We start from the raw sequence: 24,492 nt of genomic DNA, 5'->3' as shown, positions 1-24,492 counted from the left end.
CCCAATTACTATTATGTTGTTTTCATTGATCATTCCCGTTTATAATCGCCCTGATGAAGTAGATGAATTATTAGAAAGTTTAGCAAAATCAACCTATGAAGAAATTTTTGAAATTGTATTGATAGAGGATGGTTCTACAATTCGATGTCAAGACGTTGCAAAAAAATATGGTGATAGACTGGATATTTCATACTACTATAAAGAAAACTCTGGTCCAGGCGATTCCAGAAACTACGGAATGAATAAGGCTAGGGGGGATTATTATATCATTTTCGATTCTGATTGCATTATACCCAGTAATTATTTGAATGAAGTTGATAAAGCCTTAAAAGAAAATTATGTGGACTGTTTTGGTGGTCCGGATAAAGCTTTGGATAGTTTTTCGGATATTCAAAAAGCCATCAATTTTGCAATGACCTCTTTTCTTACTACGGGAGGAATCCGAGGCGGTTCGGAAAAAATAGGAAAATTTCAACCCAGAAGTTTTAATATGGGAATTTCGCGTAAGGCATTCGAAGTTTCAAAAGGCTTTGGTAATATTCATCCTGGAGAAGATCCAGATTTGTCAATCCGTTTGTGGAACTTAGGTTTTGAAACCAGACTTTTTTCGAAAGCATTTGTTTATCACAAAAGGAGAATTGATTGGGAAAAATTTTCTGTGCAAGTAAATAAATTTGGTAAAGCCAGACCAATACTAAATAGTTGGTATCCAGAATATAATAAATTAACTTTTTTCTTCCCAACGGTTTTTATAATAGGATTTTTTGTATCTTTAGTATTGTTGGTTTTTAATCAAGATATTCTGCTTAAATTTTATTTTGGCTACTTTTTGGCATTATTTTTGTTATCTTCTATTCAGAATAAAAGTGTTAAAATTGGCTATTTATCAATTATTGCAGTTTGGAAACAGTTTTATGGATATGGTATTGGATTTTTAAAGTCTTATGTTAAAGTAATAATTTTAAAACAAGACCCAAAGGAAGCTTTTCCTGAATTGTTTTTTAAAATATAATATGACTAAAATAATTGGTTTAACTGGAGGTATTGGGAGCGGTAAAACTACCGTTGCCAATGAATTTTTATCTCTTGGAGTTCCAGTTTATATTACAGATCTGGAGGCCAAAAAATTGATGCAGTCTGATTCTGTTTTGAAACAAATTAAAGAAGAATTTGGAAGCGCAGTTTTTGATAAAGGTGTTTTGCTTAGGGATAAACTATCCGAAATTGTTTTCAATGATGACAAAAGATTAGGAAAGCTTAACAGTATTGTGCATCCTGCAGTGAAACAACATTTCAGAGAATGGCTTTTGGAACATCAAAATAATCCGTTTGTTATTTACGAAAGTGCAATTTTATTTGAAAGCGGCAGTTATAAAGAGTGTGACTATATTATAAATGTTGTAGCTCCTCTTGAAATTAGGATTCAAAGAGTTATTGAAAGAGATAAAACGACACGCGAAAAAGTTTTGGAAAGAATAAAAAATCAATGGAATGATGAGGAAAAATCATCAAAAAGTGATTTTATTATTAAAAACACTAGTATGGAGGCGATAAAGCCTGAAATTGTTAAAATTCTTAAATTTTTAAGAATTAAACAAATGAAGTCTTAAATGTTAATCTTTGGTTAATGCTTTATCTATTATATTGTTAAAATACTAATTTTGCTTGAATGAATAAATTATTTTTTAGATTACTTGTATTGTTAATGAGTTTATCCTTGATAGGGATAATTCTTGTGCAGGTATATTGGTTTAATACTTCATTTAAGAATAATGATGAACAATTTAAGTTTCATGTTAAGCAGGTAATTGGTAATGTTGCTGAAAAACTGCAGAATCGAGAAGCTTATAGTTTTTATGATAAGTACAACCATTATAAAGATAGTACGGGTAAAATTCCTAAAAGGGATGATTTATTAGAATTTTATTATGTTCAAAAAAATCCAAAGACTAATCAGACTATAATTTATTCGAATAGTATAATATCCGAAGACTTTAAAATTTCTGCAGGACTTTTTGATAAAAAATTTGACACTGAAAGTTTTAAAAACTTCAATTCTAGAAGGGTTACTGAAGTTTATAATAAAAACAGCCTTGATAATTCCGGCATACAGCAGAGCTTGATTCCGGATGTGAAAATTGAAAAATCGGGTAATTTAGACATATTGGATAATGCTCAATTTGAGATTTTCTTTAAAGATATTGCTTCTGCAATGCCTCTTCAAGAAAGAATTTCAAAGGAAGTTTTAAGAGAAATCATTAAAAAGGAATTAGAAGAATATGGTGTAAAAACCAAGTTTGAGTTTGGAATTTTAAGTAATGGAATACAAACTAAAGTAAAATCTGATAATTTCATGTATGTTAAGGATGCCACTTATTCGATTCCAGTTTTCACAGATAATGAGGGAAATGAAAAATATAAATTATTGGTTTATTTCCCACACAAAAAGAAGTTTTTACTGTCTGAATTGGTAAGTATTACGATTTTGTCCATCATATTTACGTTAATTATTATAATCGCTTATACCACTGCTTTAAATCAGTTGATTCGTCAAAGACAAATTTCGGAGATTAAGACTGATTTTATCAATAATATGACGCATGAGTTTAAAACACCAATTGCAACAATAAATCTTGCTTTAGACGCGATTCGAAATCCGAAGATCATTGAAGACAAAGAGAAAGTGTTTAAGTACCTCGAAATGATTCGGGACGAAAACAAACGAATGCATGCCCAAGTAGAAAATGTATTAAGGATTTCTAAATTAGAAAAGAAAGAATTAAATATTATAAAGGAATCAAGTGATATAGAAGAAGTTATAAATGATGCTATTGAACATGTTAACTTGATCTTAGAAGATAGAGAAGGAACTATTGATATTCATTTTGGAGCTATAAGAAAAACAGTTTTACTGAATGATGTCCATTTTACGAATGTAATAGTCAATATTTTGGAAAATGCCATAAAATATACTCCTGGTATTCCTAAAATTGACATTTATACTGAAAATATCAAGGACATGGTTCTTATTAAAATAAAAGATAATGGCGTGGGTATGAGTAAAATTGCTCAAAAAAGAATTTTTGAAAAATTTTATAGAGAACATACCGGAGACATACATAATGTAAAAGGACATGGTTTAGGTCTAGCTTATGTAAAAAGAATTGTAGACGACCATAATGGTCAAATATATGTAGAAAGTGAAAAGGGAAAAGGAAGTACCTTCATTATAAAATTACCTTTAATAAATTAGAGTATGGAAAACACAAATAAAAAAATACTATTAGTAGAAGATGACCTTAATTTTGGTGCAGTTCTAAAAGACTATTTAATGCTAAATGATTTTGATGTTGTTTTAGCTAAAAATGGTATGGAAGGTTTTGAAAAATTCAAGAAGGATTCCTATGATTTATGCATTCTTGATGTGATGATGCCATACAAAGATGGGTATACTTTAGCAAAAGAAATAAGAGAAAAGAACAATGATGTGCCTATCATTTTTCTTACTGCAAAGTCAATGAAAGAGGATGTGTTGAAAGGCTATAAAGCTGGTGCAGATGATTATTTGAACAAACCTTTTGATTCTGAAGTTTTATTGATGAAAATTAAAGCCATCATACAAAGAAAAGCATCTGATGTAAAAACAGAAGCGGTTCAATTTGAATTTAATGTTGGTAAGTTTCATCTTAATTCGAAACTTCGATTCTTAACGTTTAATAACGAAGAACCTATTAAGTTGTCTCCAAAAGAGAATGAACTACTTAAAATGTTGATTTTGCATGAAAATGATTTGATGCCAAGGGAATTGGCTTTAACAAAAATATGGAGAGATGATAACTATTTTACTTCTAGAAGTATGGATGTTTACATCGCCAAACTAAGAAAGTATTTAAAACAAGACGAGGATGTTGAAATTTTGAACATTCACGGTGAAGGATTTAGATTAGTTGTGAAAGGGAAATAATAGGTCTTGTTAATTCATAAAGAAAAGCTTCGATTAATTTCGAAGCTTTTTTTTATTTCCAATTGAGCTGCAAAGCAAAACATGTTTTATCTTCTTTGGTGATGCTAAAAACAACATCGTTATCATTTATGCATTCATGAATTATCACTTTATCTTTTAGCGAGAGTTCTTTCAAAAAGTTCATCTCAAAGCTTTTTATTTGTTGGGATAGTATTTTGTTTTCATCGACTAAATCCAAGCACCATTCCAAGTATTTTACATTATTGGCATGATTGACAATGTCTAAATCGGATAAGGAAACTGTTCTTTCAAAAATTTCTTCTTTTTCTTGGGGTAAATTTATTTTTGAGAAACCCATCTCAGTTGCTCTCTTTTCAGGATACAATTCAAAATGCTGGTAGGGAAGTGCCAAAGGTTCTGGCCTGCGGGCTTTGGTGTTGAAAACAGCCCAAAAGGTTTCTGATCCCACTATTTTTTTACCGTTGACATGCATTTCGAGCGCACGAACCGAACGGGAATTTTCTAGGGAATTAATCCAGGTTTTTATGGTTACAACGTCTCTCCATTTGGGTAAATCGGTAATTTCTACCCTCATTCTGCTCAAAACCCAAGCTTGGTTAAATTCCTGCATATCTGTAAAGCTGATTCCTCCCACTTCGGAGTGAGCAGCAGCTGTTAATTGCAAAAGATTGCATAAATCAGTGTATTTTAAATAGCCATTTGGAGTACATTGGGTAAAATTGATTTCCCAGTCTTTACTCAATATGGAAGTGAAATTTGGATCTATTGGCATGGAAATTTAAGATTTAAGATTGCAGAATTAAGATTTTAGAAAAAAGAAAATAGAATTTAGATTTTTGTTTGATTATCTATATATTCAATTATTTCCTTTCGTTCCGTTAAATAGTCAAACCATTTGGTGTTTTCTTTGCGTTTGAACCAAGTGAGTTGGCGTTTTGAAAATCGGCGGGTGTTTTTTTTAATTTCTTCAATGGCAAAAGGGAGCGTAAATTCTCCATCAAAATAACTGAATAATTCTCGATATCCTACCGTTTGTAAGGCGTTTAATTCTTTGTGTTCGTATAAAGCTTGAGCTTCGGCCAAAAGTCCTTGATTAAGCATTATATCTACCCTTTGGTTTATTCTTTCGTAAATCACGTTTCTGTCTGCTTCAAGGCCAATGATGATAGGCATGAAATTTCGATTGTTTTTCTTTTGATTTAAAAAAGAGGAATAAGGTTTCTCGGTTCCAAGGCAGACTTCTACAAATCGCATCATACGTTGCGGGTTTTGCAAGGTTTGTGGGTTTTCGGAAGTTATTTTTTGAAAATAGATTGGATCAAGAGTTTCTAATTGTTTTTGTAAATATTCAATTCCTTGATTTTCATAACTTAAATTCACGTTTTCCCGAATGGAGGAATCTATGGTTGGAAATTCATCAAACCCTTTTAAAATGGCATCTACATATAATCCAGAACCGCCAACAAGCACTACGTAATCATTGTTTTGGAATAATTCTTCTATTTTTAATAGTGCTTCTTTTTCAAAATCACCTACAGTGTAATTATCAAAAATGGATTTGTTTTGAATGAAATGGTGTGTTGCTAATGCCAATTCTCCTGGATTGGGCACAGCTGTTCCAATAGTCATTTCTTTGAAAAACTGTCGGCTGTCGCAGGAAATAATTTGACAATTATAGTGTTTGGCCAGGTCTATGCTTAAGGCTGTTTTTCCTATGGCTGTTGGTCCGACGATGGTAATTAAGTATTTCATATTTTTTTTGATAGCCCAGATGGTAACGAAAACCCCGGAGTTATTCCAGTTTGTTTTTCTTGGTATAAAAGAGCGACTGAAAGAAGCTCCTTTTATTCCTTAGAAAAACTGCTGGAATAATGAGGAGTTGTAGTGTACAGCTGGATTAGCTCCTAATTATTATTGTTTAATTTGTTTCCGCAACTGTAGCAAAATTTAGCTTCTTTATTTAGAGTGAATGTGCCACATGATGAACAAGCAGTTTTAATCGTGTCTAAGTCTGTTTCTTGATTGGTATTTCTTTTTGCAAATTCGGCAGTTACAATTCCGGTAGGAACGGCAATGATTCCATATCCTAGTATCATAACCAATGCGGCTAAAAATTGACCTAGGGGAGTTTGAGGGGAAATGTCACCATAGCCAACGGTTGTTAAGGTTACAATAGTCCAGTAAATACTCATGGGAATACTTGTAAAACCACTTTCTTTGCTTTCTACAATGTACATGATTGATCCAATTATAATGGTGCTGATAAGTACAAAATAAATAAAGACTATAATTTTTCCTCTACTGGCATTGAGAGCCTCTTTCATGTGTAAGGATTGGCTTGTAAATTTGGGGTGATTGAGGATTTTGAATAACCGTAATAATCGCAATGCCCGAATTACTGACAATATTCTTGTTCCAGGGAAAAATAGAGATAAATACATTGGTAATGTCGCAATTAAATCTATTAGGCCGTAAAAACTGAATATGTATCTTATAGGTTTGTTAATTGAAATTATTCGTAAGATGTATTCAAGAGTGAAAAAAATGGTAATGACCCATTCAAATAAAACAAGTTGATTGTGGTATTTTGCATCAAAACCTTCTACTGTTTCCATCATTACTAAAAAGACACTCAATAGAATAACTCCTAAAAGAATCAAATCAAATAATCTACCAGCTCTTGTGTTTGTTCCGTAGATTATAATTTGAGTTTTTTGTCTGAAAACACCATATTTTGACTTTACTTTTTCCAATTATGATTATTAAAAATTAATAATTTTCATTACTCTATGTTTTCTTAAATAACCTTGAATGTAAGTTCGGGTGTTTCTGTTATTTGGTATTGGGACCAGGATGTTTTTTAGGATTTCGGGGTTTATGATTTGATAATTTAAATCATAAAATGCGTATCCTTTGCAAATTCCTTTTTCTATTAATATTGCACTGTGTTCACCTGTTTTTCTTCCTCTGTCAATGATAATCATGTTTTTGTTGTCGAAAAGGTTTTTGTCGATAAAAACCTGAACTCTTGAATTGTATTCTTCAGATGTTATTTGTCCGATACAAGCGCCATCACATTGATTGTTTTCATGTTGGGTGCAAGGAGTTTTTGAATTGGAAAGACCGGTAAGTTTTGGGCACAGTTGATAGCTTTCTGTAATGCGATTGAGAGCGTTTTTTCCTTCCTGTTGGTTGGCAAATGCCGTTATTTCTTTTTTACGGCCGTCGGCTTTTTGAAGTTTTAAATTCAAATATCCATTTGGATCTTTTTCAGCATAAATAGCCCATGAGAAAGTATTCTTGCGAGCCATTCGGTTATATATGGGACTATTTTTCTTTATTTCCTCGGATTCTTTTAATAATGCAATCAATTCACTTCCAGTTTCCTCAAAAGTAACTGTGAATACTTCTGCTTGGATTTTCTTGGAACTTTTGGTTATACCTGTAAAATGCTGATTGACTCTTTTTTTGATGTTTTTGCTTTGTCCAATAAATATAATACTGCCATCTTCGCGATGAATGTAGTAAATTCCGGTTTTGGAAGGTAGGCTTTCGATAATATCCAGTAATTTTGGAGATACTCCTTTGATAACTTCAAATTTGATCAACTCTTTTGTGATTGTTTTTTCCAAATCTTTGTCCAAAAGCATCTTGAAAAGTTTAACTGTCGCCATGGCATCACCGCTAGCCCTGTGTCTGTCGGCCATAGGAATTCCTAGTGCACGTACCAGTTTGCCTAAGCTATGTGAGGGCTGTTCCGGTAATAGACGTTGGGATAATTCTACGGTACAAAGGGTTTTAATGTTGAAATCATACCCGAGACGACGAAATTCGGTACGTAGAATTCGATAGTCAAAAGAGGCATTGTGTGCAACAAGTACGCAGTCGTTTGTCATTTCAATAATGCGTTTGGCCACTTCAAAAAACTTTGGAGCACTACGAAGCATTTCGTTGTTTATACCGGTGAGTTTGACCACAAACGGCTGAATGGGAATTTCTGGATTGATTAAACTGATGAACTGGTCTACGATTTCATGTCCATCAAATTTATAGATAGCAATCTCCGTTATCCCTTCTTCGTTGAATTGTCCTCCTGTGGTTTCTATGTCGAGTATTGCGTACATGTTAAATATCAAAAATCAATTACAATATCAAAAATCAATCTTAAATTTTTTAATTGATTTTACATTCTCTTATTATTCATCATTTTTGAAGAAATAGCTATTAATTCTTCAACTTCAGTTAATAAATCATTTCTTTCATCTTCAATTCCAGCCTTTATATAATCAAGAATTTTTAATGAATTTCTAGATTCTTTAAGTTCTTTTATACTTAATGAAATTTTAAAAATAAAATCTTTGTCAGTAATCGTACCTTGAGCTTCACCATAATTTAAGGAAGAACTGCCTGATGATCTAATGAGTTGATTTTTATAGTAATCATGTTCAAATGTTTTTTCTAATTTACGACTAAAAATAATGCACTCTCCAGCAAATCTTACTAATCGGTCTTCAAAATTGAATATTTTAGGAAATTTTGGTTTATTGATATTCATTTTTTAAAATTGATTTTTGCTATTGCCATTGATTTTTGCCATTGTATAATTTTATCGTCCTCCAAAGATACTACTTCCAATCCGAACCATTGTGCTTCCACATGAAATGGCCAATTGGTAATCACCGGACATTCCCATTGAAAGAATTGTGAATTGTGAATTGTGGATTGTGGATTGATCAAAAATAGATTTCAAATGCGTAAATTCTTTTTTGATTTGGTTTTGATTATCTGTAAAAGTTGCCATTCCCATTAAACCAACAATTCGGATGTTTTTCATCTCTTTAAAAGTTGGTGAGGCTAGGAGCGTTGTTAGTTCTTCTTCGTCTAGTCCGAATTTTGATTCTTCTTCGGCGATGTATATTTGGAGCAAACAATCAATAATGCGATTGTTTTTTAGAGCCTGTTTGTCAATTTCTTCCAATAATTTTAAACTGTCCACTCCATGAATCAAGCTCACGAAAGGAGCCATAAATTTGACCTTATTAGTCTGTACATGTCCAATCATATGCCATTCGATATCTTTGGGCATCTGTTCCCATTTATCGACCATTTCCTGAATTTTGTTTTCGCCAAAAACGCGTTGACCAGCATTATAGGCTTCCATCAAATCAGAAACGGGTTTGGTTTTGGAGACAGCTACTAAAGTAACAAGCTCCGGAAGAGTCGATTTTATATTTTGCAAATTAGATTGAATGCTCATCTATGTTAGTTTAATTTCAGTTCTTAATTTTTCAGCAAGTTGAAAATTTTCATTTACCCTTAATTCATTATTTCCAAATTTTAAAAATCGTCTTTTTAAATCATAAACACCAGGAAAGCTAGCTATTATTCTGTCTTTTAATGAATCACAAGGTACAATATGAATATGACAATGAAAGACTGATTGTCCTGCTTCTTTATTTACAGCAGTCCAAATTCTGAGACCTTTATTTTTAAAAGCACTTTGCATCGCTTTACTTACCAGATTTAATATAGGAACTAATCTTGCAGAATGCTCATCAGTAAGTTCTAATATGTTTTTTAAATGCTTTTTAGGTATTAATAAACAAATTGACCCAACTGCTGTTTTTCTATATTTATCAGTCAGAATGATAAAGTCGTTATCCTCATAAATGATTTCCTCATTTATTCGGTCACCTTTAATTATCTGGCAAAAACGACATTCTTCCATTTGCAGAGCAAAATTAAAATAAAGAGATTAAACAAACTGTCTCGAAATCTTTTCAGCTTTTTTACTTTCGCTATAGTCATAAAAACCTTCACCTGATTTCACTCCTAATTTTCCTGCTCTCACCATATTTACCAATAACGGACAAGGAGCATATTTTGGATTTTTGAAACCGTCGTACATTACATTTAAGATGGCAAGACATACATCAAGACCAATGAAATCGGCTAGTTGTAAAGGTCCCATCGGATGTCCCATTCCCAGTTTCATAACGGTGTCAATTTCATAAACACCTGCAACTTTGTTGTATAAAGTTTCGATTGCCTCATTAATCATTGGCATCAAAATTCTATTGGCAACAAAGCCCGGATAATCGTTCACTTCTACGGGAACTTTGCCAAGTTTTTCGGATAGCTTCATGATGATGTTCGTCACCTCGTCACTTGTGTTGTAACCACGAATGATTTCTACCAATTTCATAATTGGCACCGGATTCATAAAGTGCATTCCTATTACACGTTCAGGGTGTGCCACAACGGCTCCAATTTGCGTAATGGAAATTGAAGAAGTATTGGTTGCCAAAATCGTGTTGTGTGAACACGCTTCGTTTAATTGCTTGAAAATGTTCAGTTTTAATTCTACGTTTTCGGTAGCAGCTTCTACTACCAAATCAACTCCAACAACACCGTCTTTAATGTCTGTATATGTAATAATATTGGTAATTGTTTTGGCTTTATCATCTTCGGTTATAGTTCCTTTTGAAACCATTCTATCTAGGTTGGCCGCTATTGTTGCCATTCCTTTATCCAATGATTTTTCGGAAACATCAATTAATTTTACGGTGAAACCGCTTTGTGCAAAAGTATGAGCTATTCCGTTACCCATGGTTCCTGCTCCGATTACAGCTATAATTTTCATTTTTTTTCTATTTAAAAGTTAAAAAAGTTTAAAATTTAAAGACCAGTGATTGACTTTAAACTTTAAACTTTCAATGTGTATTTTTTTAGTTTCTATTTTTTAAAACAATCTATAATTTGATAGGCAACTCTCAAAGCTTCTGTAGCTTGTTCCAAAGTAACTACTGTTGTAGTATCGTTATTGATAGCATCAGCAAATGATTCCAATTCGTCAAGTATCGCGTTGTTTTGTTCTACATCAGGATTTGAGAAATAAATTTGTTTTTTTACTCCCTCGGCATTTTGTAAAATCATATCAAAATCACCAGGAACTTCTGGAGCATCTTTCATTTTTACCACTTCACATCTTTTTTCCAGAAAATCAACTGAGATATAGGCGTCTTTTTGAAAAAAGCGAGATTTACGCATGTTTTTCATTGAAATTCGGCTCGCAGTTAAATTGGCTACACAGCCATTTTCGAATTCAATTCTGGCATTGGCAATATCCGGAGTGTCACTTATTACAGAAACTCCACTGGCATTTATGTTTTTTACTTTTGATTGAACTACACTCAAGATGGCGTCAATATCGTGTATCATTAAATCCAAAACGACAGGAACATCAGTTCCACGAGGATTGAATTCAGCCAATCGGTGTGTTTCGATAAACATTGGGTTTTCAATCATATTCTTGGTTGCAATAAATGCTGGATTGAACCTCTCAACATGCCCAACTTGTCCTTTTACATTATATTCTTTGGCAAGGGCAATGATTTCTTCGGCTTCTTCAACCGTATTGGAAATGGGTTTTTCTATAAAAACGTGTTTACCCGATTTGATGGCTACCTTGGCACATTTATAATGGGAAAGTGTAGGGGTGACAATATCAATAACATCAACTGCGTGAATTAATGTTGCTATAGTACTGAAATTTTTATATCCAAATTCTTTGCTTATTTTTTCAGCGTTTTCTTGATTGGGGTCATAAAAACCGACTAATTCATACTTCTCAGATTGTTGTAATAAACGCAAATGTATTTTACCTAGATGCCCAGCACCCAATACTCCAATTTTCAGCATAATAAAGTTGTTTCCACAAAAATAGTAATAAATTAAGAAATTCCAATTTATAAAAATACTAAATTCAGCTGATATGTATTATTATTTAGAATGTGAATTAGGTTTTATTTTGGATTGGAAATTGATTTAGTTTTCTATTTTTGTTCTATAATAAAACCTTAAATTTTGAAAGATACAGCCAAGCATCAAGGACTTCGAAATCAATTAGTAACCGTTTTGCAGAAAAAGGGTATTATTGATAAGAATGTCTTGGAAGCTATTAAAAAAATCCCGCGTCATTTATTTTTAAATTCAAGTTTTGAAGATTATGCCTATCAGGATAAGGCTTTTCCTATTGCTGCAGGTCAGACTATTTCCCAACCTTATACAGTTGCTTTTCAAACTCAGTTATTAGAAATAAAAAAAGGACATAAAGTTTTGGAAATTGGTACAGGTTCCGGTTATCAAACGGCCGTTTTGTGTTTGGTGGGTGCTCAGGTATTTAGCATAGAAAGACAAAATGAATTGTTCAAACAAACATCAGCTTTATTGCCTAAACTAGGAATACGTCCCAAACATCTTTCTTTTGGAGATGGTTATAAAGGGCTACCTAATCATGCTCCTTTTGACAGTATCATTGTTACTGCGGGTGCACCTATTATCCCACAACCGCTAATGGCTCAACTCAAAATAGGAGGAAGGCTTGTTATTCCGTTGGGAGAGGATATTCAAATTATGACACTGTTAATTCGAATCAATGAAACGCAATTTGAAAAACACGAATTTGGAGAGTTTCGTTTTGTTCCTTTGTTAGAAGATAAAAATTAAAAAAACTGTATCATATAAAAAAAGCAACACTAAATTTTCAGTGTTGCTTTTTTGTTTGAATCCTTTTTAGGAAAAAGAACTATTTTTTATTTTGATTTAGGAGCCATATAACCATCAGCTCTCATTTGTTGCACGCAAGCTTCCATGATTTCATCAACGGTAGTGTTTACATCAGATACATCAAGTGATTTTGTAGTGGCACTCCAAACTAATTTATTGTTTTTCAAGTCGAAAATATTGGTTTCGATATAGTAATAAGTGTTTTCTTGATAGTATCCAGGGGAGTAATAAGCTGGAGCATAAGCACCATACCATCCACCAAATCCTGCACCATAGCCCATGCCGTAACCACCTACATAGCCATATCCCATACCAGGATATCCCATACCGCTATAGTAGTTTGTTGTTCCAGGAACATATTGTGTTTCTTTATCAGCTTTAATGAAACGCATAGTAATAGCTCCGTCAAAACCTTCAGATTGAACAATGCTTATTTTCTGTTCTTGAGTAAGGTTTAAATTTTGCTGATTTAAATAATTATAAGAGGGGTTTAATACCGATGGGTTTATGGAAGCAATTCTATTTTCTGTAGACCTTCTAGTGCTTTCGTCTTTTGCTAATGCAACTACCAATACTTTTTTGAATTGTTCTTTAGCAAGTGTCGCATTAGGATCTCTCCAACTGGATACAATTGATGTATTACTTCCGCAACTTGCTAAGCATACACTGATTAAAGTGATAAATAATTTTTTCATAGTTTGTTTGTTTTTCGTTATAATGTAAGTAAAAGTAATTATAATTTGAAAATAAAAACTATGAAAAGAGGTTAAATTTTAATCCGAATTGCTCTAATATGCTTTTTTTATTCTGTCTAAGTCTCTTTTAGTGTCTTGTTCCTTAAGTGATTCTCTTTTGTCGTATGTTTTTTTACCTCTGCAAAGTCCGATTTGTAGTTTGGCTAAGCCTTTTTCGTTAGTAAACAGTTTCAATGGAACAATTGTAAGACCTTTGGCTTGGACACTACGAGCCAGCCCTTTTAATTCTCTTTTGTTCAAAAGCAGTTTTCGCTCACTGCGAGCTTTATGGTTAAATTGATTCCCAAAAGTATATTCTTCTATATAAGTATTGATGGCAAAAAGTTCATTACCACTAAATTCACAGAAACTTTCGGTAATATTTGCTTTTCCTAATCGAATGGATTTAATCTCGGTTCCGGCCAAAACAATACCAGCGGTATAGGTCTCAAGGATTTCATAATCGAAACGGGCTCTTTTATTGAGTATGTTGACAGTTTTTTGCATAGTTGGGCAAATTTAGGAACTAATTAATGAAAGAACAATTGTTTTTAGGAAAATGCTATAAATTTGCATCATGGAAAAACAACAGTCAAAAGATCCGCTTCACGGAGTCACACTTCAAAAAATAGTGGAAACACTAGTGGAATATTATGGATTTGATACCTTGGGAGAATTGATTAAAATAAAATCGTTCAATGAAAATCCGAGTGTGAAATCAAGCCTCACCTTTTTGCGAAAAACAGATTGGGCCAGAAAACAAGTCGAGGAACTGTATCTAAAAACCATTCCGAAAATACAATCCAAATAATTAGAAGCTATTTCCAGCTGTCCACTATATCTGTTGTCCCAAACCCTGGGACAACAGGATGCCGTTTCCATCTGGGCTAGGGGATTGGTTTTCATAAGAAAGATTAGTGTATTGTAACGAGTAATTATTTTCTACCTATTAATTGAAATCCATTAGCAATATTACCATTCATTGTTTTTACAATTAGAGGCTTTTCTATTAAAGTTTCAAAATCTTTGGTCAATATTTTAATCCACTCTTTTGTGTGATGACGAAACGTGGCTCCTTCAGGAAGTTTGAAAACACCATAATTGTTTTCGTCTCCATTTAAATATTCATAGCGTTCAACTTCAACTGATTTTTCTTGTATATAGTAATCGCTTATGTAGATTATGCCACCTTTTCTAAGTTTAGACAATAGTAAATTTATCAAACTACTTTGTCCTGCATTGGAAGGTATGCAAGTTAAAACAGCAAAAAGAATGATGCAGTCAACAGAATTATCTTTAAGTTTCAGATCAGTCGGATTTTCAATATGGTGAAGAGAAAGATTATTTTCGGATATTCCTCTGGCAATTAATTCTTTGGAAGTGTCAAACCCTGAAACATTTTCAAAACCGAAATTCGTCAATTCTTTTACAATTCTTCCATATCCACACCCAAAGTCAACAATTTTGCTTTGTTTGGTTAAAAAATGATTTATTAATTCTAGGTCTATCGGATGGGTGAAAGTTTTAATTTGTGCGACTTCGTTCCAATATTCTTTTTGGTTGTCTAAATCCATTTTGGCTAATTTTGATTCTTTAAACATATAAGTCATATAAGTTTTAATTTGAATAAAATCGAGTAAAATCAATAGTTCATTTAAGTAAAATCACTTCCTTACAAAGAATAATTTTAACTTATATTCACTTTTTATTTCTAATTTGACGCACTAACTATTTCAAACTTACATGACTTATATGTTTAAAATTAAATACTGTTTATTTTGGAATGTAGCTGTTATTTTAAAGACTCATTTCCATAATTGGCATAAACCTGTTTTTTATTGAAGTTTCGAATTCGCCAATTTTTTTGAATCCAATTTTTAGATAAAAATTTTCTGCATTTGGTTCAGAATCTAGAGTTATCTTTTCAAATCCCTCATTTTTCATTCGATCTAAAAAATCGGTCATCAAGTATTTCCCAAATCCTTTTCCAATATATTCTGGTAAAATAAATAAGTTGTCAAGTATTACATTCTTTTCCTCTTTTATGATATAAGAATAATAACCAATTATTTTATTGTCATTTACCAATGTGAAGACACAATTGGTTTCAATATAGGCTGCGGAAATGGTCAGGTTGTTATTCCACTTTAAAATTTGCTCTTCAGAATATCCCCAATATGCTTTTGACTTTTTTGTTATTTCTGTCAAAATTTCATTGTCATTTATACTTGCTTTCTTGATTTTCATTTTTTTAAATTAAAGCAATTATACTTTATCAGACATTTAAAATTATTTATTCAAAAGTGAGTAGATCATCGAATCAAGAAAACGACCTTCGTAATATTCATTTTCAATCAGGTGCGCTTCTTTTACAAAGCCATTTTTTATTAAAACCTTTTCGGATCCTTTATTTTCAGGATCCAAAACAGCTTCTATGGAATGCAGTTTCATATCCTTAAAACCATATTCCACGACCCTTTGTAATGCTTCCGATACGATTCCTTTTCCATTGTATTCCGGAAATAGCATATAGCCTACTTCAGCTCTGTAATGTTCCGGTTTCATTCGGTAATAACCAATGATTCCTAAAAGTTTTTCCGGCTCTTCCAGAAAGTAAATCCCCCAGTTGATACCAATTCCACTTTCTATTTTGTCATCAAACATAACTATGAGTTCCAAGGCATCTTCTTTGGTTTTAAGATAAGGTCTCGGAATGTATTTCATAACTTCATCATTCGAACGTAATGATAAAATTGCGTCAGCATCATTTGCTTTTACTTGTCTTAATGATAAACGTTTAGTTTCAAGATTTGGAAAAGGTGAAAAGTTTATATCTAACATTATTCGGTTTTATTTAAAAATTCAACAACTTTTTTATTTGTATTTTCAGATTGATCAATGGACATAAAATGGCCTGCATTTTTGATAACTGCAGTTTCTACATTAGGGATAAATTTGTGTGCTTTAGTAAGTGTTTTTTCGTTATTCACAATATCATGATCACCAATCAAAATCAAGACAGGAATCTTCAGCGACTTCAATTCTTTTTTGGAAAACGGCATCATGTTTAATAAACGGGGTTTGCTATTGCCATATTTGTAAGCAAGATAAAGCTGATTTTTGAATACAGAGCTAATTCCATCAGGATAATAGGAAAATGCGTTAAAAAATCTATCTGTGCTTTTTGGGCTTGGAAACATTTTAAGATTTATTCCAGTAAGGACTTTTCCTAAGTTTGCAACTCCGCCAAAAGTTTGTGCGGGACTTAACAGAATTATTTTTTTAATGGTGTTGTTGGGCTGTATGGCTAAATAGGTCGCCATCCACCCGCCTCTTGACACTCCTAATAAATTAATATTTTCCATTTTAAAGTGCTTAAAAATCTCGTTGTAAAATAAAGCGGCCTGTTTATTGGTTAATTTTATGGAATTTGAAACTGACTTTCCTGCTTCCAAAGGGAAGTCAATGGCATAAACTCTATATGTTGCACTAAATTCTTTTACATTGGGATACCACATTGTGGAACTTGCATCTGTACCATGAAATAAAATCAAAGGCTCGCCTGTTTTTGGACCACTAACGATGATATGAGCACTACCATAATTTGTTGCGACATCTAATTCTTCAAACGGGACATCCCATAATTTTAATGTTTCGTCGTATGATTTAATATATAACTCTTTCTTATGCAAAGAATCAAACACATAATCAGGTACTATTTTAAAACTGGAACAACCTACTAATAAGAATATATTGAACGATAAAAAAATGAAATTACGCATGGATTTTTAATTACGAATTTCGGTTGTTTGATTTTATTTAAGTATTATAGTTTTATAAATTTCTTATATAATTATGATGCTGAAAAGAGAATGAAAAATACCGTTTGGTTCCAATATTTGGATGCCTTCTTTTTCGAAAAGATTGCCTGATTTATCAATGGTGTCAGAATAGCCAAACCAAGGTTCTATACATATAAAAGGCGCATTCGATGGAGTCCAGATTCCTAAATCCGGAAAATCAGAATAGCTTACTTTCAAAAACGGTTTGGATTTTTCCAAAATAGTTATCGATTTGGAGGCTATTTTTTTGAAAACCAAAGCATCGTTAGCAAACAATTCGTAATTCAAATGCAATTCATTTTCATCCAAATGCAATTCATCGGTAGTATCCGAAATCAAGCCATCTTTCAATAAATAATAGTTTAAGGTTTCGTTTTTCTCGAAAACCAAACTGTAATTTTCAAAATTTCCAGGCAAATCAAATGCTGGATGAGCTCCAATAGAAAACGGCATTTTTGTTTCACCATTATTGAATACTTTGTACTCTATTTTTAAGGATTTGTTTTCCAAAGTATAAATTAAGTGTAAATCAAAATCGAATGGATATTTCTCCTTGGTTTCTGGAGATGAAACTAATGAGAAAGTGGCACTGGTTTCTTGTTTGTCAATCAATTCAAATTCCATTTCACGGGCAAAACCGTGACGGGATAAGTGATATTGAACATTGTCATGTTGGTAAGTATTATCTTTTAGAGTACCTACAATTGGGAATAAAACAGGAGAATGTTTTCCCCAAAATTCTGGGTTTCCACTCCAAATGTATTCTTTGTTGGAATTGTCTTTTAAGGAACATAATTCGGCTCCAGTATGTTTTATTTGAGCAGTTAAATAGGAGTTGGATATAGTTGTGGTCACAATAAGAGTTGTTTTTTGTTGTTAAAATTAGTGTTGTAAAGATATTTTATAATTCTTGTTTTAAGAAAGAAAACAGAGATTATATTTGGAACATAAAATCAATCAAATTCTTAATTTTAAGCGGAAATCTGATTTTTTTTCCATTAATTTGCTTTAGAAACACAAATTTTATGAAATAAGCATAAAGAAAGTGGTTTTAAATATCAATTGCAGAGATACTAATTATGTAATACCCCAATAGAAATCAATAAAAATTACCTTATGAGAAATAATTGTATTAGAGCCCTGTTTCAACTGACTTTATTAATCGTGTTTAGTACCTCATGGAGTCAAGATGCTCCTGTAACTAGCACATCTACTGCCAATCCAGTTTCAAAGTATGATTATCATGATGCCTTTGGACCATTTTTTTATTTAAATAACGGTACATCTACAAGGTCAGCTAGCGGAGAACCGGGTCATGAATATTGGCAAAACAGAGCAGACTATAAATTAACTGCCAAGCTAAATGAAAAAACGAATGAAATTGTTGGAACAGATATAGTTACCTATACAAACAACAGTTATGATAAAATGTCCTTTGTATGGATGAATTTGGACCAAAACTTATTCAAATCTGATTCTAGAGGTAATGCACTTATACCATTAAATGGAAGCCGTAATGGGGCCAGAGGCGAAATTTTTGACGGAGGTCATAAAATTAAATCGGTAAAAATTGTCACTACTTCCAAAGGAAAATCGGTTGAGAAAGAAGCAAAATATATAATCACCGACACTAGAATGCAAGTTTTTCTTCCAGATGATTTGAAAGCGAGAGGCGGAGTTGTGAAAATAAAAATTGATTTTTCATTCATTTCACCAAAAGAAGGTTCGGATAGAATGGGAGTTTTGGACACAAAAAACGGTAAAATCTTTACTATAGCACAATGGTATCCTCGTATGTGTGTGTATGATGATTTGAGAGGCTGGAATACCAATCCGTATTTAGGAGCTTCTGAGTTTTATTTAGAATATGGTGATTTTGATGTGAATATTACTGTACCTTCAAACCACATTGTAGTTTGTTCAGGTGAGTTGTTGAATTCAACTGCGGTTTATTCTGCTGAAGAGCAAAAAAGAATTGCCCAAGCCAAACAAAGCGAAAAAACAGTAATGATTCGTACTGCCGAAGAAGTGGCAGCTAATGCATCAAAAGCAGGAACTACATCTGAAAAAACATGGCATTTTAAAATCAAAAACGCTCGTGATCTTTCTTGGGCATCTTCACCTGCATTTATATTGGATGGAGCAAGAATTAATTTACCTAGCGGTGCAAAATCACTTGCATTATCTGCTTATCCAGTTGAAAGTGCTGGAAACGAAGCTTGGGGACGTGCTACAGAATATACTAAAACCTCGATTGAGAATTATTCCAAAAGATGGTTTGAATATCCTTACCCTGTTGCAACAAACGTAGCCGGAAATGAAGGCGGAATGGAATATCCAGGGATTGTATTTTGTGGATGGGAATCTAAAGGAGAAGATTTATGGGGAGTTACTGATCACGAATTTGGTCATGGTTGGTTCCCAATGATTGTGGGTTCTAATGAGCGCTTATTTGGTTGGATGGACGAAGGATTCAATACTTTTATTAATTCAATTAGTTCAGTTGATTTTAATAATGGTGAATATAAAGCTAAGCCAACTGATTTTCATAAAAATGCGGAATACTTTACCGACCCAAAGAATGAACCAATAATGAGTTCTCCGGATAATATGAAGGAAAGAAATATTGGTCTATTGTGTTATTTCAAACCAAGTTCTGGATTGATTACTTTAAGAGAACAAATATTGGGGCCAGAACGTTTTGATTTGGCTTTTAGAACTTACACAGAACGTTGGGCATTCAAGCATCCATCTCCAGATGATTTTTTCAGAACAATGGAGAATGTGGCGGGTGAAGACCTAAGCTGGTTTTGGAGAGGTTGGTTTGTGAATAACTGGCGTTTGGATCAAGGAGTAAATTCTGTTAAATATGTAAAAAATGATCCAAGTAAAGGAGCTGTAATCACTATTGAAAACTTTGAAAAAATGGCTATGCCTGTTGTTTTGGACGTAAAAACCAAAAGCGGAAAAGTAACCCGTGTTAAATTGCCTGTAGAAATTTGGCAACGTAATATAGATTGGTCTTTCAAGGTTAATACTACTGAGGAAATCGAGAGTGTCGTTATCGATCCAGATCATGCATTTCCTGATGTGAATGAAAGTAATAACACTTGGAAATCGGGTAGTGGAGCAGTTGAAAAAGATATTATTTTAGACGGATATCTTGGTAAATTTTCTTCTAAGGTTTCAAAATATAAAATTGAATTTACTGAGAAAAACAGTGTGCTTTTTGCTGAAATTACCGATTATCCAAAATTTTCACTAGAACCAAGTGGTAAAGATAAATTTGAATCCAAAGAAGCAGGAGTTACATTTGAGTTTAACGAAGCTAAAAGCGGATTTGATATGATTATTAGTTCAAATCAAAAGATACCATTTACAAGAGACTAAAAGCTTTTGTTTCAATAAAAAAAAAGACTTGTAGAAAATAATCTACAAGTCTTTTTTTATTGAAAATCAAATGAGTTTAGCTTTCTTTTGTTATGATAATTTTATTCTGGAATTTGTTGACTCAAGCAATGCAACGTTCCAAATCCCCAAATAAAATCAATTGCACTGATTCCGATGATTTCTCGATCAGGGAAACATTCGGCTAAAATATTTAAGGCAGCTCTATCATTTACATCATTAAAAGTTGGAACCAAAACACAATTGTTCAAAATCAAGAAATTAGCATAACTTGCAGGTAAACGCAAATCTTCAAAATCAATTCTTTTTGGCATTGGTAATGCTACTACAATTGGAGCTTTTCCATTTTCTAGTTTAGCATTTTGAAGTCTTTTCAGATTATCTTGCAATGGTTTGTAATTGTTGTCATTTGGATCCAATTCTACTATTGTTACAATAGTATCTTCGTTTACAAATCGACATAAATCATCGATATGTCCATGCGTATCATCGCCTTCAATTCCATCGCCCAACCAAATTACGTTGGTAACTCCCAAATATTCTTTAAAAACGGCTTCGTAATCTTCTTTGGTAAATCCTTGATTTCGAACCTGAATATCGGGATGCATTAAACATTCTTCAGAAGTTAGCAATGTTCCTTTTCCGTTTACGTCAATAGCACCGCCTTCAACAATTACTGGTTTCCCTTTGTACATTACTTGTGTTACGGGAATATTTAGAAACTCGCCTACTTTGGCAGGAACATGTTTGTCTAAATTGATGTTTTTGTATTTTGCCCAACCATTAAAATTGAAATTTAAAGCTTCTCTTTCTGTACCATTTTTTACAATGATCGGTCCAGAGTCACGCATCCAGCTGCGATTGGTTTTATGTATAATGAAAGAGACATTGCTCGTTTTTACATGAGCTGTTTCTAGCATTTCGGCTACTTTGTTTTTTTGATTTTCATCGGCAACGACCAAAAAAACTTGCTCGTAAGTAGCAACTTTCTTGATGAATTCAACAAAAGCCCATTGAACGGCTTCGTATTTTCCCGGCCAATCTTTTCCGTTATGAGGAAAACACAATAAAATCCCTTGTTGCTTTTCCCATTCCGCTGGAAATCTTCTACTGTTTGCACTCATGATTAGTCGATTGCTCTTTTGGTAATATCTCCGAAGGCATCAATTCTTCTGTCTCTAAAGAAAGGCCAGTTCTGACGTACATTTTCCTGTAGATCCAAGTCCACTTCGGCAATCAGTATTTCTTCTTTATCATGTGAGGCCTGCGCCAAAATTTCACCTTGTGGTCCCGCAATAAAAGATGATCCCCAAAATTGGATTCCAGCTGTTCCTTCAATATATTGTTCCAAACCAATTCTGTTGGCGGCTGCTACATACACACCATTGGCAACGGCATGACCTTTCATCACGTTCATCCAAGCGCCATGTTGGTTTTCACCGTATTGTTCTTTTTCAAGTGGGTGCCAACCAATTGCTGTTGGGTAAAACAACACATCAGCACCTTGCAGTGCTGTTAAACGAGCCGCTTCCGGGTACCATTGATCCCAACAAATTAAAGTTCCTATTTTTCCTTTTTCGGTAGGGAAAGCTTTGAAACCTAAATCACCTGGTGTAAAATAGAATTTTTCATAGAAATGAGGATCGTCCGGAATGTGCATTTTGCGGTACAATCCTGCTTCCGTTCCATCAGTATTAATGATATAGGCGCTGTTATGATAGATTCCTGCCATTCTTTTTTCGAAGAAAGGAACAATGATTACCACTCCCAATTCTTTTGCCAAAGCACTAAAAGCTATAAATGAAGTGCTGTACAATGGTTCTGCCAAAGCAAAATTGTCTACATCTTCACTTTGACAAAAATAATGACTGCTGTATAACTCAGGCAACGAAATCACCTCAGCTCCTTGATTGGCGGCATCACGTACCCAACTCAAACATTTTTTAAGATTGTTTTCGGCAACATCGTTTAGATTCAATTGAATCACCGCTATTTTGTATTTCTTCTTTGACATGGTAAAAAAATTAGATTGCAAAAATAGTTATTTTTTAAAAGAGTAGCGGTACTGACTTTTGGATTTTTTAAAAAGTTAAATCGACTATCTTTTTGTGTTTAGGCTAAAGAAAAATGCCTCCAAAAAGATCTTAGCTTTTTGGAGGCATTTTAAATTGTATTTTTTAAAGTGTTGTTTTATTAATTGACAACTTTAATGCTGAAAGTTCCCATTGTGACTCCCCAAATTTTCCACCACAATTGGAGCATTGCTTCAGTACCTCTAGAGCCAGTAATATCACCCAAATCCACAATGGCTTCTTCTTTCCAACCGATTTCTTTTAGTAAATTTTTCACTATGTTTTTGGCTTCCTCATCATTGCCGCATATAAAATTGGTATGGTCTCCATCTTTCAGCATGGATGGAATCATCATCAGAGTGCTCCACATGGTGTTTAGGGTTTTTACCACTTTAGTAGTTGGAAAGACTTTTTGGATCTCTTCTCCCAATGAATTGGTGTTGCAAAGTTCCGGAATTAAACTAAATGTCATTCCTTTGCTAGTATCGATAGGGTTAGAAATGTCAATGAGAATTTTATTGACGATTCCGTTGCCAGTTTGCTTTAAAGCCTCAATTGCAAATTGTCCTTTGACACAATTGAAGACGATTTCTCCAAAAGTTGCCGCTTCTTCAAAAGTGCCATTACTGGCATTTTTGTCAAATTTATTTACAAATTCAATTGCTTTTTCGTTGGTTTTGCTTCGGGAACCTATCATTACCTGATGACCCAATTCGATCAATTTGGAGGCTATGGTCGTGCCAACGCCTCCAGTACCTAAAACTGCTATTTTCATTATATTTTCTTATAAATTATGGAATTATAAAGTTAAAAAAATAAAGCAAATGGGCAAGGGAAATGCTAAATTTATTAAGAGGTATTCTATTGTTTGCAAGCCGTCCTATGCAAGTCGTAAAATCTTCTCCATCTTGCGTCCTTTTGTCAATTCATCTACCAATTTGTCCAAATATCTCACCTGTTGCGTCAACTTGTTTTCGATTTCTTCAACTCTATAGCCACAAATTGCACCAGTAATGAGGCGAGCATTGGGGTTTATGGAAGCATTCTGGAAGAAGGTTTCAAAAGTGACTTTTTCTGCAATGAGTTCCTGTAGTTTCTTTTCATCATAGCCAGTTAGCCACTCGATTACTTGATGCAATTCTTCTTTTGTTCTGCCTTTTTTCTCCACCTTTGCGAGATAATGTGGATATACAGTAGCGAATGTCATTTTGGCGATTCGCTCATCATGATGGCTGGTATCGTTCATAGCTTGGTTTTTATCTCAATTTGGTTTTTAATACTTTCTTTTACATTTTTCCAATCATCATCCAGAATGCTGTAAAAAGCAGTGTTTCTTGGGATTCCATTCGGTTCTATTTTGTCTTTTCTCAAAATCCCTTCAAATTGTCCGCCAATTTTTTCAATTGCTTTTCTAGAACGTAAATTATTGTCTTTTGCCCTGAATTGAACTCTGTTGGCTTTTAAAGTTTCGAAACAATAGTTGAGTAATAATAATTTGCATTCCAGGTTTACGGTTGTTCCCCAATATTCTTTCATTATCCAAGTAACGCCTATTTCTAATTTTTTGTCATTAGGGCATATTTCAATAAATCTTGTAGTTCCTATGATTTTATTGGAGTTTTTGTGAACGATTACGAAAGGATAGGCTGTTCCTTTTTCTCTATCATTCATTGCATTGTTGAAATTGGGATAAAATATTTCTTCAACTGAATAGTTTACGGAGGTTAGTTCCCATATTTCTTTATTGGCTGCTGCAAGAAATAAATCTTCTAAATGTTCCCCTTCTAAAGGTAGCAGTTCTATTTCATCTCCTTTTAATAGCACAGGATGATAAATCCAATTATTGTTCATACTTCTATTTTTTAAGCTTATGGTTAGCGGAA

General features: G+C 33.2%; 28 protein-coding genes. 7 read left to right on the top strand and 21 right to left on the bottom strand.

The window, feature by feature from the left end:
- The first annotated feature begins 13 nt into the window (after nucleotides 1–13).
- The 4 genes from HQN62_RS13280 to HQN62_RS13265 are packed head-to-tail and all read left to right on the top strand — an operon-like array spanning nucleotide 14 to nucleotide 3,964.
- Nucleotides 14–1,012: a glycosyltransferase family 2 protein gene (locus HQN62_RS13280; protein WP_116797857.1), complete on the top strand. Its 999-nt coding sequence runs from the start codon at nucleotides 14–16 to the stop codon at nucleotides 1,010–1,012.
- Nucleotide 1,013: 1 nt separating this feature from the next.
- Nucleotides 1,014–1,610, top strand: a complete 597-nt coding sequence (coaE, locus tag HQN62_RS13275) for a dephospho-CoA kinase (protein WP_173504721.1) — start codon at nucleotides 1,014–1,016, stop codon at nucleotides 1,608–1,610.
- A 59-nt stretch (nucleotides 1,611–1,669) separates the two neighbouring features.
- A complete protein-coding gene (locus tag HQN62_RS13270) occupies nucleotides 1,670–3,253 on the top strand; it encodes a sensor histidine kinase (RefSeq protein ID WP_116797859.1) in 1,584 nt (527 codons plus the stop codon).
- A 3-nt stretch (nucleotides 3,254–3,256) separates the two neighbouring features.
- The gene (locus HQN62_RS13265; RefSeq protein WP_077373802.1) at nucleotides 3,257–3,964 is read left to right on the top strand and encodes a response regulator transcription factor; all 708 of its coding nucleotides are present in this window, start codon (nucleotides 3,257–3,259) and stop codon (nucleotides 3,962–3,964) included.
- 52 nt (nucleotides 3,965–4,016) lie between these two features.
- On the opposite strand, the gene HQN62_RS13260 is transcribed toward HQN62_RS13265, so the two are convergent.
- The 9 genes from HQN62_RS13260 to HQN62_RS13220 all read right to left on the bottom strand — a co-directional run bounded on the left by HQN62_RS13260 (nucleotide 4,017) and on the right by HQN62_RS13220 (nucleotide 11,686).
- On the bottom strand, nucleotides 4,017–4,757 hold the full coding sequence (locus tag HQN62_RS13260) for an acyl-[acyl-carrier-protein] thioesterase (protein ID WP_173504720.1): 741 nt from the start codon (nucleotides 4,755–4,757) through the stop codon (nucleotides 4,017–4,019).
- Between the two features lie 56 nt (nucleotides 4,758–4,813).
- Complete coding sequence (gene miaA, locus HQN62_RS13255; RefSeq protein WP_173504719.1) at nucleotides 4,814–5,737, bottom strand: tRNA (adenosine(37)-N6)-dimethylallyltransferase MiaA; 924 nt, start codon at nucleotides 5,735–5,737, stop codon at nucleotides 4,814–4,816.
- A gap of 152 nt (nucleotides 5,738–5,889) precedes the next feature.
- Nucleotides 5,890–6,738, bottom strand: coding sequence for an ion transporter (locus HQN62_RS13250; protein ID WP_173504718.1), 849 nt, complete (start codon nucleotides 6,736–6,738; stop codon nucleotides 5,890–5,892).
- 9 nt (nucleotides 6,739–6,747) lie between these two features.
- Entirely contained in the window at nucleotides 6,748–8,109 is a 1,362-nt protein-coding gene (locus HQN62_RS13245) for an exonuclease domain-containing protein (protein ID WP_173504717.1), read from the bottom strand.
- 59 nt (nucleotides 8,110–8,168) lie between these two features.
- On the bottom strand, nucleotides 8,169–8,540 hold the full coding sequence (locus tag HQN62_RS13240; RefSeq protein WP_116797865.1) for a four helix bundle protein: 372 nt from the start codon (nucleotides 8,538–8,540) through the stop codon (nucleotides 8,169–8,171).
- 51 nt (nucleotides 8,541–8,591) lie between these two features.
- The gene (locus HQN62_RS13235) at nucleotides 8,592–9,242 is read right to left on the bottom strand and encodes a YggS family pyridoxal phosphate-dependent enzyme (RefSeq protein WP_173504716.1); all 651 of its coding nucleotides are present in this window, start codon (nucleotides 9,240–9,242) and stop codon (nucleotides 8,592–8,594) included.
- The gene (locus HQN62_RS13230; protein ID WP_173504715.1) at nucleotides 9,243–9,713 is read right to left on the bottom strand and encodes an HIT family protein; all 471 of its coding nucleotides are present in this window, start codon (nucleotides 9,711–9,713) and stop codon (nucleotides 9,243–9,245) included.
- Between the two features lie 27 nt (nucleotides 9,714–9,740).
- On the bottom strand, nucleotides 9,741–10,628 hold the full coding sequence (locus tag HQN62_RS13225) for a 3-hydroxyacyl-CoA dehydrogenase family protein (protein ID WP_173504714.1): 888 nt from the start codon (nucleotides 10,626–10,628) through the stop codon (nucleotides 9,741–9,743).
- 92 nt (nucleotides 10,629–10,720) lie between these two features.
- The gene (locus tag HQN62_RS13220; protein WP_173504713.1) at nucleotides 10,721–11,686 is read right to left on the bottom strand and encodes a Gfo/Idh/MocA family oxidoreductase; all 966 of its coding nucleotides are present in this window, start codon (nucleotides 11,684–11,686) and stop codon (nucleotides 10,721–10,723) included.
- A gap of 165 nt (nucleotides 11,687–11,851) precedes the next feature.
- On the opposite strand from HQN62_RS13220, the gene HQN62_RS13215 reads away from it, so the two are divergent.
- The gene (locus HQN62_RS13215) at nucleotides 11,852–12,493 is read left to right on the top strand and encodes a protein-L-isoaspartate(D-aspartate) O-methyltransferase (protein ID WP_116797870.1); all 642 of its coding nucleotides are present in this window, start codon (nucleotides 11,852–11,854) and stop codon (nucleotides 12,491–12,493) included.
- 86 nt (nucleotides 12,494–12,579) lie between these two features.
- Here HQN62_RS13215 and HQN62_RS13210 read toward each other — a convergent pair whose 3' ends face one another.
- Nucleotides 12,580–13,248, bottom strand: a complete 669-nt coding sequence (locus HQN62_RS13210; protein WP_116797871.1) for a DUF4136 domain-containing protein — start codon at nucleotides 13,246–13,248, stop codon at nucleotides 12,580–12,582.
- A 93-nt stretch (nucleotides 13,249–13,341) separates the two neighbouring features.
- Nucleotides 13,342–13,794: an SsrA-binding protein SmpB gene (gene smpB / locus HQN62_RS13205; protein WP_173504712.1), complete on the bottom strand. Its 453-nt coding sequence runs from the start codon at nucleotides 13,792–13,794 to the stop codon at nucleotides 13,342–13,344.
- Between the two features lie 70 nt (nucleotides 13,795–13,864).
- Between smpB and HQN62_RS13200 the strand changes: the two genes are divergently transcribed.
- Nucleotides 13,865–14,098, top strand: a complete 234-nt coding sequence (locus HQN62_RS13200; RefSeq protein WP_116797873.1) for a VF530 family protein — start codon at nucleotides 13,865–13,867, stop codon at nucleotides 14,096–14,098.
- Between the two features lie 124 nt (nucleotides 14,099–14,222).
- Here HQN62_RS13200 and HQN62_RS13195 read toward each other — a convergent pair whose 3' ends face one another.
- From HQN62_RS13195 to HQN62_RS13175, 5 genes are all read right to left on the bottom strand, one after another.
- Entirely contained in the window at nucleotides 14,223–14,888 is a 666-nt protein-coding gene (locus HQN62_RS13195; RefSeq protein ID WP_217362492.1) for a class I SAM-dependent methyltransferase, read from the bottom strand.
- A gap of 196 nt (nucleotides 14,889–15,084) precedes the next feature.
- Nucleotides 15,085–15,534, bottom strand: a complete 450-nt coding sequence (locus HQN62_RS13190) for a GNAT family N-acetyltransferase (protein ID WP_116797875.1) — start codon at nucleotides 15,532–15,534, stop codon at nucleotides 15,085–15,087.
- A gap of 42 nt (nucleotides 15,535–15,576) precedes the next feature.
- The gene (locus tag HQN62_RS13185; protein ID WP_173504711.1) at nucleotides 15,577–16,128 is read right to left on the bottom strand and encodes a GNAT family N-acetyltransferase; all 552 of its coding nucleotides are present in this window, start codon (nucleotides 16,126–16,128) and stop codon (nucleotides 15,577–15,579) included.
- Nucleotides 16,128–17,069 carry an alpha/beta fold hydrolase gene (locus tag HQN62_RS13180; RefSeq protein WP_173504710.1) on the bottom strand — a complete coding sequence of 314 codons (942 nt, stop codon included), beginning with the start codon at nucleotides 17,067–17,069 and terminating at the stop codon, nucleotides 16,128–16,130. Before HQN62_RS13180 ends, HQN62_RS13185 begins: the two co-directional genes overlap by 1 nt.
- Before the next feature lie 63 nt (nucleotides 17,070–17,132).
- Nucleotides 17,133–17,984 (bottom strand): aldose 1-epimerase family protein, encoded by an 852-nt coding sequence (locus tag HQN62_RS13175; protein ID WP_173504709.1) that lies wholly within the window; start codon nucleotides 17,982–17,984, stop codon nucleotides 17,133–17,135.
- Between the two features lie 261 nt (nucleotides 17,985–18,245).
- On the opposite strand from HQN62_RS13175, the gene HQN62_RS13170 reads away from it, so the two are divergent.
- A complete protein-coding gene (locus HQN62_RS13170; RefSeq protein WP_173504708.1) occupies nucleotides 18,246–20,519 on the top strand; it encodes a M1 family metallopeptidase in 2,274 nt (757 codons plus the stop codon).
- A 101-nt stretch (nucleotides 20,520–20,620) separates the two neighbouring features.
- On the opposite strand, the gene HQN62_RS13165 is transcribed toward HQN62_RS13170, so the two are convergent.
- From HQN62_RS13165 to HQN62_RS13145, 5 genes are all read right to left on the bottom strand, one after another.
- Nucleotides 20,621–21,661, bottom strand: coding sequence for an agmatine deiminase family protein (locus HQN62_RS13165; protein ID WP_173504707.1), 1,041 nt, complete (start codon nucleotides 21,659–21,661; stop codon nucleotides 20,621–20,623).
- 2 nt (nucleotides 21,662–21,663) lie between these two features.
- On the bottom strand, nucleotides 21,664–22,551 hold the full coding sequence (locus HQN62_RS13160; protein ID WP_173504706.1) for a carbon-nitrogen hydrolase: 888 nt from the start codon (nucleotides 22,549–22,551) through the stop codon (nucleotides 21,664–21,666).
- A 179-nt stretch (nucleotides 22,552–22,730) separates the two neighbouring features.
- The gene (locus HQN62_RS13155) at nucleotides 22,731–23,384 is read right to left on the bottom strand and encodes an NADPH-dependent F420 reductase (RefSeq protein ID WP_173504705.1); all 654 of its coding nucleotides are present in this window, start codon (nucleotides 23,382–23,384) and stop codon (nucleotides 22,731–22,733) included.
- Between the two features lie 105 nt (nucleotides 23,385–23,489).
- Nucleotides 23,490–23,855, bottom strand: a complete 366-nt coding sequence (locus HQN62_RS13150; RefSeq protein ID WP_173504704.1) for a DUF2200 domain-containing protein — start codon at nucleotides 23,853–23,855, stop codon at nucleotides 23,490–23,492.
- Nucleotides 23,852–24,460, bottom strand: coding sequence for a GNAT family N-acetyltransferase (locus HQN62_RS13145; RefSeq protein WP_173504703.1), 609 nt, complete (start codon nucleotides 24,458–24,460; stop codon nucleotides 23,852–23,854). Before HQN62_RS13145 ends, HQN62_RS13150 begins: the two co-directional genes overlap by 4 nt.
- Nucleotides 24,461–24,492: the final 32 nt, after the last annotated feature.

It is taken from the genome of Flavobacterium sp. M31R6 (assembly GCF_013284035.1).
Lineage (GTDB): Bacteria > Bacteroidota > Bacteroidia > Flavobacteriales > Flavobacteriaceae > Flavobacterium.
This window is presented reverse-complemented; position numbering and strand designations above follow the sequence as displayed.

Bases quoted from the DNA above. Each gene is read 5' to 3' on its own strand.
- HQN62_RS13165 (WP_173504707.1), bottom strand. From the start codon at position 21,661: ATGAGTGCAAACAGTAGAAGATTTCCAGCGGAATGGGAAAAGCAACAA.
- HQN62_RS13280 (WP_116797857.1), top strand. From the start codon at position 14: ATGTTGTTTTCATTGATCATTCCCGTTTATAATCGCCCTGATGAAGTA.
- HQN62_RS13155 (WP_173504705.1), bottom strand. From the start codon at position 23,384: ATGAAAATAGCAGTTTTAGGTACTGGAGGCGTTGGCACGACCATAGCC.
- HQN62_RS13220 (WP_173504713.1), bottom strand. From the start codon at position 11,686: ATGCTGAAAATTGGAGTATTGGGTGCTGGGCATCTAGGTAAAATACAT.
- HQN62_RS13145 (WP_173504703.1), bottom strand. From the start codon at position 24,460: ATGAACAATAATTGGATTTATCATCCTGTGCTATTAAAAGGAGATGAA.
- HQN62_RS13210 (WP_116797871.1), bottom strand. From the start codon at position 13,248: ATGAAAAAATTATTTATCACTTTAATCAGTGTATGCTTAGCAAGTTGC.
- HQN62_RS13230 (WP_173504715.1), bottom strand. From the start codon at position 9,713: ATGGAAGAATGTCGTTTTTGCCAGATAATTAAAGGTGACCGAATAAAT.
- HQN62_RS13180 (WP_173504710.1), bottom strand. From the start codon at position 17,069: ATGCGTAATTTCATTTTTTTATCGTTCAATATATTCTTATTAGTAGGT.
- HQN62_RS13160 (WP_173504706.1), bottom strand. From the start codon at position 22,551: ATGTCAAAGAAGAAATACAAAATAGCGGTGATTCAATTGAATCTAAAC.
- HQN62_RS13185 (WP_173504711.1), bottom strand. From the start codon at position 16,128: ATGTTAGATATAAACTTTTCACCTTTTCCAAATCTTGAAACTAAACGT.
- HQN62_RS13240 (WP_116797865.1), bottom strand. From the start codon at position 8,540: ATGAATATCAATAAACCAAAATTTCCTAAAATATTCAATTTTGAAGAC.
- HQN62_RS13225 (WP_173504714.1), bottom strand. From the start codon at position 10,628: ATGAAAATTATAGCTGTAATCGGAGCAGGAACCATGGGTAACGGAATA.
- HQN62_RS13270 (WP_116797859.1), top strand. From the start codon at position 1,670: ATGAATAAATTATTTTTTAGATTACTTGTATTGTTAATGAGTTTATCC.
- HQN62_RS13235 (WP_173504716.1), bottom strand. From the start codon at position 9,242: ATGAGCATTCAATCTAATTTGCAAAATATAAAATCGACTCTTCCGGAG.
- HQN62_RS13195 (WP_217362492.1), bottom strand. From the start codon at position 14,888: ATGTTTAAAGAATCAAAATTAGCCAAAATGGATTTAGACAACCAAAAA.
- smpB (WP_173504712.1), bottom strand. From the start codon at position 13,794: ATGCAAAAAACTGTCAACATACTCAATAAAAGAGCCCGTTTCGATTAT.
- HQN62_RS13170 (WP_173504708.1), top strand. From the start codon at position 18,246: ATGAGAAATAATTGTATTAGAGCCCTGTTTCAACTGACTTTATTAATC.
- coaE (WP_173504721.1), top strand. From the start codon at position 1,014: ATGACTAAAATAATTGGTTTAACTGGAGGTATTGGGAGCGGTAAAACT.
- HQN62_RS13260 (WP_173504720.1), bottom strand. From the start codon at position 4,757: ATGCCAATAGATCCAAATTTCACTTCCATATTGAGTAAAGACTGGGAA.
- HQN62_RS13245 (WP_173504717.1), bottom strand. From the start codon at position 8,109: ATGTACGCAATACTCGACATAGAAACCACAGGAGGACAATTCAACGAA.
- HQN62_RS13200 (WP_116797873.1), top strand. From the start codon at position 13,865: ATGGAAAAACAACAGTCAAAAGATCCGCTTCACGGAGTCACACTTCAA.
- HQN62_RS13190 (WP_116797875.1), bottom strand. From the start codon at position 15,534: ATGAAAATCAAGAAAGCAAGTATAAATGACAATGAAATTTTGACAGAA.
- HQN62_RS13265 (WP_077373802.1), top strand. From the start codon at position 3,257: ATGGAAAACACAAATAAAAAAATACTATTAGTAGAAGATGACCTTAAT.
- HQN62_RS13150 (WP_173504704.1), bottom strand. From the start codon at position 23,855: ATGAACGATACCAGCCATCATGATGAGCGAATCGCCAAAATGACATTC.
- miaA (WP_173504719.1), bottom strand. From the start codon at position 5,737: ATGAAATACTTAATTACCATCGTCGGACCAACAGCCATAGGAAAAACA.